The organism is Microcystis sp. M169S2, from assembly GCF_020245865.1.
Taxonomy (GTDB): domain Bacteria; phylum Cyanobacteriota; class Cyanobacteriia; order Cyanobacteriales; family Microcystaceae; genus Microcystis; species Microcystis ichthyoblabe_A.
The window spans coordinates 1-5,247 of sequence record NZ_JADBUB010000181.1; the positions used below are offsets into that span (position 1 = coordinate 1).

Annotated in this window: 6 protein-coding genes; 5 read left to right on the forward strand and 1 reads right to left on the reverse strand. The window is 40.8% G+C overall.

Going from position 1 to position 5,247, the window contains the following annotated elements:
- From IM485_RS17335 to recQ, 5 genes are all read left to right on the forward strand, one after another.
- Positions 1-589: tetratricopeptide repeat protein (locus tag IM485_RS17335; RefSeq protein WP_287744610.1), on the forward strand; the 589-nt coding region annotated here is incomplete at its 5' end.
- 252 nt (positions 590-841) lie between these two features.
- Entirely contained in the window at positions 842-1,135 is a 294-nt protein-coding gene (locus IM485_RS17340; protein WP_002733639.1) for a nucleotidyltransferase family protein, read from the forward strand.
- Complete coding sequence (locus IM485_RS17345) at positions 1,132-1,473, forward strand: HepT-like ribonuclease domain-containing protein (RefSeq protein WP_045358548.1); 342 nt, start codon at positions 1,132-1,134, stop codon at positions 1,471-1,473. Before IM485_RS17340 ends, IM485_RS17345 begins: the two co-directional genes overlap by 4 nt.
- Positions 1,474-2,199: 726 nt before the next feature.
- Entirely contained in the window at positions 2,200-2,811 is a 612-nt protein-coding gene (locus IM485_RS17350) for a DUF3318 domain-containing protein (protein WP_104397241.1), read from the forward strand.
- 108 nt (positions 2,812-2,919) lie between these two features.
- Entirely contained in the window at positions 2,920-5,025 is a 2,106-nt protein-coding gene (gene recQ / locus IM485_RS17355; RefSeq protein ID WP_287744614.1) for a DNA helicase RecQ, read from the forward strand.
- Here recQ and IM485_RS17360 read toward each other — a convergent pair.
- A partial coding sequence (locus IM485_RS17360) for a hypothetical protein (RefSeq protein WP_353846022.1) occupies positions 4,991-5,247 on the reverse strand: 257 nt, incomplete at its 5' end. The two genes, recQ and IM485_RS17360, sit on opposite strands and share 35 nt — an antisense overlap.

Here is a 5,247-nt window from a genome sequence, read left to right on the forward strand (position 1 = left end):
TAACATTAATCCCCGATACGCCGAGGCTTACCTCAATCGCGGGCTTCTTTACCAACAACAGGGGAAACCTGACCTCGCCCTGTCCGATTACAATCAGGCGATCAACATTAATCCCCGATTGGCCCTGGCTTACAACAATCGGGGGGTTCTTTACGCCGTACAGGGGAAACCCGACCTCGCCCTATCCGATTACAATCAGGCAATCAACATTAATCCCCGAGATGCCCAGGCTTACAACAATCGGGGGAATCTTTACGGCGAACAGGGGAAACCCGACCTCGCCCTGTCCGATTACAATCAGGTGCTCAACATTAATCCCCGATTGGCCGAAGCTTACATCAATCGGGGGGTTCTTTACGCCGTACAGGGGAAACCTGACCTCGCCCTGTCCGATTACAATCAGGCGATCAACATTAATCCCCAATTGGCCCTGGCTTACGCCAATCGGGGGGTTCTTTATTACTCTCGACAAGAAACGGAAAAAGCGATCAGAGATTTCCGACAAGCCGCCGAACTGTTCCGCCAGCAAGGAAACACGGCGTTATATGAAGAGATTATGGAAGCCCTACGGCAATTAGGCGCGGTCTAGTCCTTTTTGTTGGGTTGAGTCCGTCGGTTGGGTTGAGCGAATCAATAGGTTAAAGAAAACCTCTCAATTTTAGGGGAAAGGGAAACCCAACAGCCAACACCTCAATCTGTCGGAATCGGCGATCGCTTCTCATGGCTTTTTGTGGGGTTTCCTTGGGTCAATTCAACCTAGGATAATTGTTATCAGTATTTAGTTTTTTCTAGTCTAGTCTGTTAATTGTTCATTAAAAACCTTCGGGATGGATGTTATTTTATGACCCTAAAACAACTCATACAAGACAAACGAGAGGATATCCTAAAAATTGCCACCAAACATGGTGCTTTTAATGTGCGTGTATTTGGTTCCGTTGCTAGAGGTGAGGAAACCGAAAATAGTGATATTGATTTTTTAATTGATTATGATTTAGCTAAAACATCCCCTTGGTTTCCTGGTGGATTATTAGTTGATTTAGAGGATCTCTTAGGGTGTAAAGTGGATGTAGTAACTGAAAAAAGCCTTCATCATCTAATTAAACAGCGAATTTTAAAGGAGGCAATTAAGTTATGAATGAAGATCAAGTTTATCTTGGATATATTTTAGACTGTATTGATAAAATTAAGGAGTATTCCCAAGGAGGAAAACAGGAGTTTTTTGCTAATTCAATGATCAGCGATGCTATCATTAGACGCTTACAAACCTTGGCAGAATCAACTCAACGGCTTTCGGAGGAATTAAAGGCAAATATTCCCGATGTTGACTGGCGTAATATTTCTGGTTTTAGGAATATTTTAGTACATGATTATTTAGGAGGAATTGACCTTAATACAGTTTGGGATGTGGTAGAAAATTATTTGGATAATTTAAGAGAACAGATTTTAAGGCATCTAGAATCAGTCAATACTTAATCAAAGTCTAATTTTGTAGGTTTAGTTGAGCGAATCAATAGGTTAAAGAAAACCTCTCAATTTTAGGGGAAAGGGAAACCCAACAGTCAACACCTAAATCCGTCGGAATCGGAGATCGCTTCTCATGACTCATTGTTCGCTTAATTTTTTAGGGGAAGGGTTTTAAAGTTGCTGTTACCTTTATTCTGTATGCTTTTTAGGGAGTAAGGTAAGTAGAACATTGCCGAGAGTGCGATCTCCTATTGTCTCGCTCAAACCCCAATCAATTCGTTAAGCTCAAAATGGTCTTTTTGTACTAATAAATATTCGAGTAGAACGCTCAATGCTTTTGCTAGAAACCATTTGAGACAATTTATAAAATTTTCGTCTCGAGAAATGAGCGAACGGTAAGTTGTTTCATCCCCTCATTAATAATCAACACATGAGGATTTTGAGGAAGATACACGAATTTATGGGCGATGTTCGGGGCATCAAACCCCTCAAAGCCGAACGGTAGGGACTCATACTAAATCCGTTGAGCATAGACTACTTATGAGGAGAGGCAAGAGGCAGAAGGCTTCGGCCGTGAGCTCAGCCGAACGGCAAGAGGCAAAAGGGGGAATAAATAATCAGTTTTTAATAACCGAATTTAGTATCACGCGGTTTCGTTGAGAAAATTGTCGGAAAAGAGATATTAACTCAGAAAGCGATTATACTCAATGATTGAAGACTATTGGCCGGCGATCGATGAACCAAGACAACGAGATTAGTCATTTACTAGACCTCATGCCTGCTTCGGGACGGATGATGACGCGCATTGTCAGCAAACCCGAAAGCAGCAAGGTAATCGAAACTAATTTTCCCCTACCCTGGCAAAGAGGAGTCAGACCGATTCCAATTAATTTTGACCTCTGGCGGCAATTATCAAGATCCCAACGGGATTTAGTCTTGTTAAGGGCTGTCTGTGTTTTAACGGCAGTAAAATGGTTTAAACCCGATCTCGATCGAGTAATTGCTCTGGCTGGTATCATCGGTTTAACCGTGGAAACCCTACAAACCGATGCCGTCGGTATGGCAGTAGCGGGGGGTTTAACTGCCTTGGCAATTAACCGGATTTGGCGCGAAAAACGCAGCCCCCAACGGGAATTAGACGCGGATGAAGCAGCCCTAAAAGTGGCCGTTAGACGCGGTTACACGGAAACCGAGGCCGCCAAAAGTTTATTATCGGCTATTGAGACTATAGCTGAAATTGAAGGGCGATCGAGTCTCAATTTTAACGAGTTATTGCGCTGTCAAAATCTGAAAAAATTAGCCAATCTCTCCTTTGTTGGTGTTCCCGATCAGGTGAGACAATCTTAAGGTCAGTTGTTTTGGCTACTGGCTTTCTTTTTACCGATTACCGATCACTGATCACTTAAATCCCTAACCATAAAATAACTACTATAAAAATATTTTTCCCCTTGCTCAATGGCTGCAATTGACTCTTTAGAAAAAGTCTTAAAACATCACTTTGGCTACGATCAATTTCGACCGAATCAACGCCAAATAATTGAGGCTGCTTTAAATGATCAGGATTTATTAGTAATTATGCCCACCGGAGGCGGTAAATCTCTCTGTTTTCAGCTACCTGCTTTAATTAAAAAAGGGGTGACGGTGGTGGTTTCTCCCCTAATTGCCTTAATGCAGGATCAAGTAACTGCTTTAGCTGATAATGGCATCGGGGCAACATTTCTCAATAGCACTTTAAACGCTAAACAAGTTAGAGAAAGAGAATCTTTAATCCTGCAAGGAAAAATTAAACTGTTATACGTCGCCCCAGAAAGATTATTATCGCCTAGTTTTTTAGAGTTTTTAGCTGTTATTGATAATTACCTCGGTTTAGCCTGTTTAGCGGTGGATGAAGCCCACTGTGTCTCCGATTGGGGTCATGATTTTCGTCCTGAATATAGACAAATTAAACAAGTCCGTCAACGCTTTCCCTCCGTGCCAATTCTCGCTTTAACTGCCACCGCTACCCAACAGGTGAGGGAAGATATTATCCAACAATTAGGATTGCGAGATACTTCCATTCATATTGCTAGTTTTAATCGTCCTAATCTTTATTATGAAGTTCAACCTAAAACCAGTAAATCTTATCAGCAATTGTATCAATATATTAAAGGACAAAAAGGATCAGGAATTGTTTACTGTATCAGCCGCAAAACCGTCGATCAAGTTGCCGAACAGTTACAAAAAGATGGTATTGATGCCCTACCTTATCACGCTGGTATGAACGATCAGGAAAGAAGCGAAAATCAAACCCGTTTTATTCGGGATGATGTGCAGATTATGGTGGCGACAATTGCCTTCGGTATGGGGATTAATAAACCAGATGTGCGCTTTGTCGTTCATTATGATTTACCCCGCAATTTAGAGGGATATTATCAAGAATCGGGCCGCGCTGGTAGGGACGGAGAACCAGCTAAATGTACCCTCTTTTTTAGCTTTGCCGATGCCAGAAAAATTGAGTATTTTATTAACCAAAAAACCGAGCAAAATGAACAACAGAAAGCTCGTCAACAATTGCGACAGGTGTTAGATTATGCCGAAGGGACTGAATGCAGAAGATCGAGTGTACTAGGCTACTTTGGAGAAAGTTTTGCGGGTAACTGTGGTAACTGTGATAACTGTCGGAATGGTAACAATTCTGAGGATTGGACAATCGAGGCACAAAAATTTTTATCCTGTGTAGCGCGGACGGGACAAAAATTCGGTATGATGCACATAATCAACGTACTCAGGGGAGGAAAAGGTGAAAAAATCACCCAATATCAACATCATTTATTATCCACTTATGGCATCGGTAAGGATAAAACTCTCGGGGAGTGGAAACGTTTAAGTCGTTCCCTTGTCCAACAAAATCTACTGGTAGAAACAGAAGACAATTTTAGAATCTTGAAACTTAATCAACACAGTTGGGAAGTGATGCGGAAAGAACGTTCCGTGTTTATTGCCGTCCCCCAAAAAGCTAACGGTCAAATCTTGGGAGACGACAATCCCAATACGATGGAAAGTGATTTATTATTTGATCGCTTGCGACAACTGCGGAAAAAAATTGCTGATAGTCAAGGGGTTCCTCCCTACGTTATTTTCCATGATTCTAGTCTGCGTTTGATGGCCCAATCAAAACCCCGGAGTTTAGAGCAGTTTCGTCAAATTTCTGGAGTAGTACACAGCAAAGTTCAACAGTATGGGGATATATTTATAGCGGCAATTAATGATTTTTGTCAGGATAGTCTTCCCTCTACTCAATTTCTCACTCTCCAATACTATCAAGATGGTTTGAATGTGGAAGAAATCGCTCGCAAAAGAAGCTTAAAAGTCTCAACCATCTATGAACATTTAGCTAAATTGCTGGAAGCTGGTTACGAAATTGATATTAATCAGTTAGTTTCTAAGAATAAACAGGAATATATTCGTTTAGCGATTAAAAAAGTTGGCATTCAATCCCTGAAAACTCTCAAAGAAAATCTGGGAGATAATTATAGTTATGAGGAAATTAAATTAGTTGTTGCTTGGCAAAGACGACTTTAAAAACTATAGGAGAGCGGGGAAGTAGGGGAGTTTTTTCAGTAAACAGTGAACTGATAACTGATAACTGATAACTGATAACTGATAATTGATAACTGATAACTGATAACTGATAACTGATAACTGATAACTGATAACTGATAACTGATAACTGATAACTGATAACTGATAACTGATAACTGATAACTGATAACTGATAACTGATAACTGATAACTGATAACTGA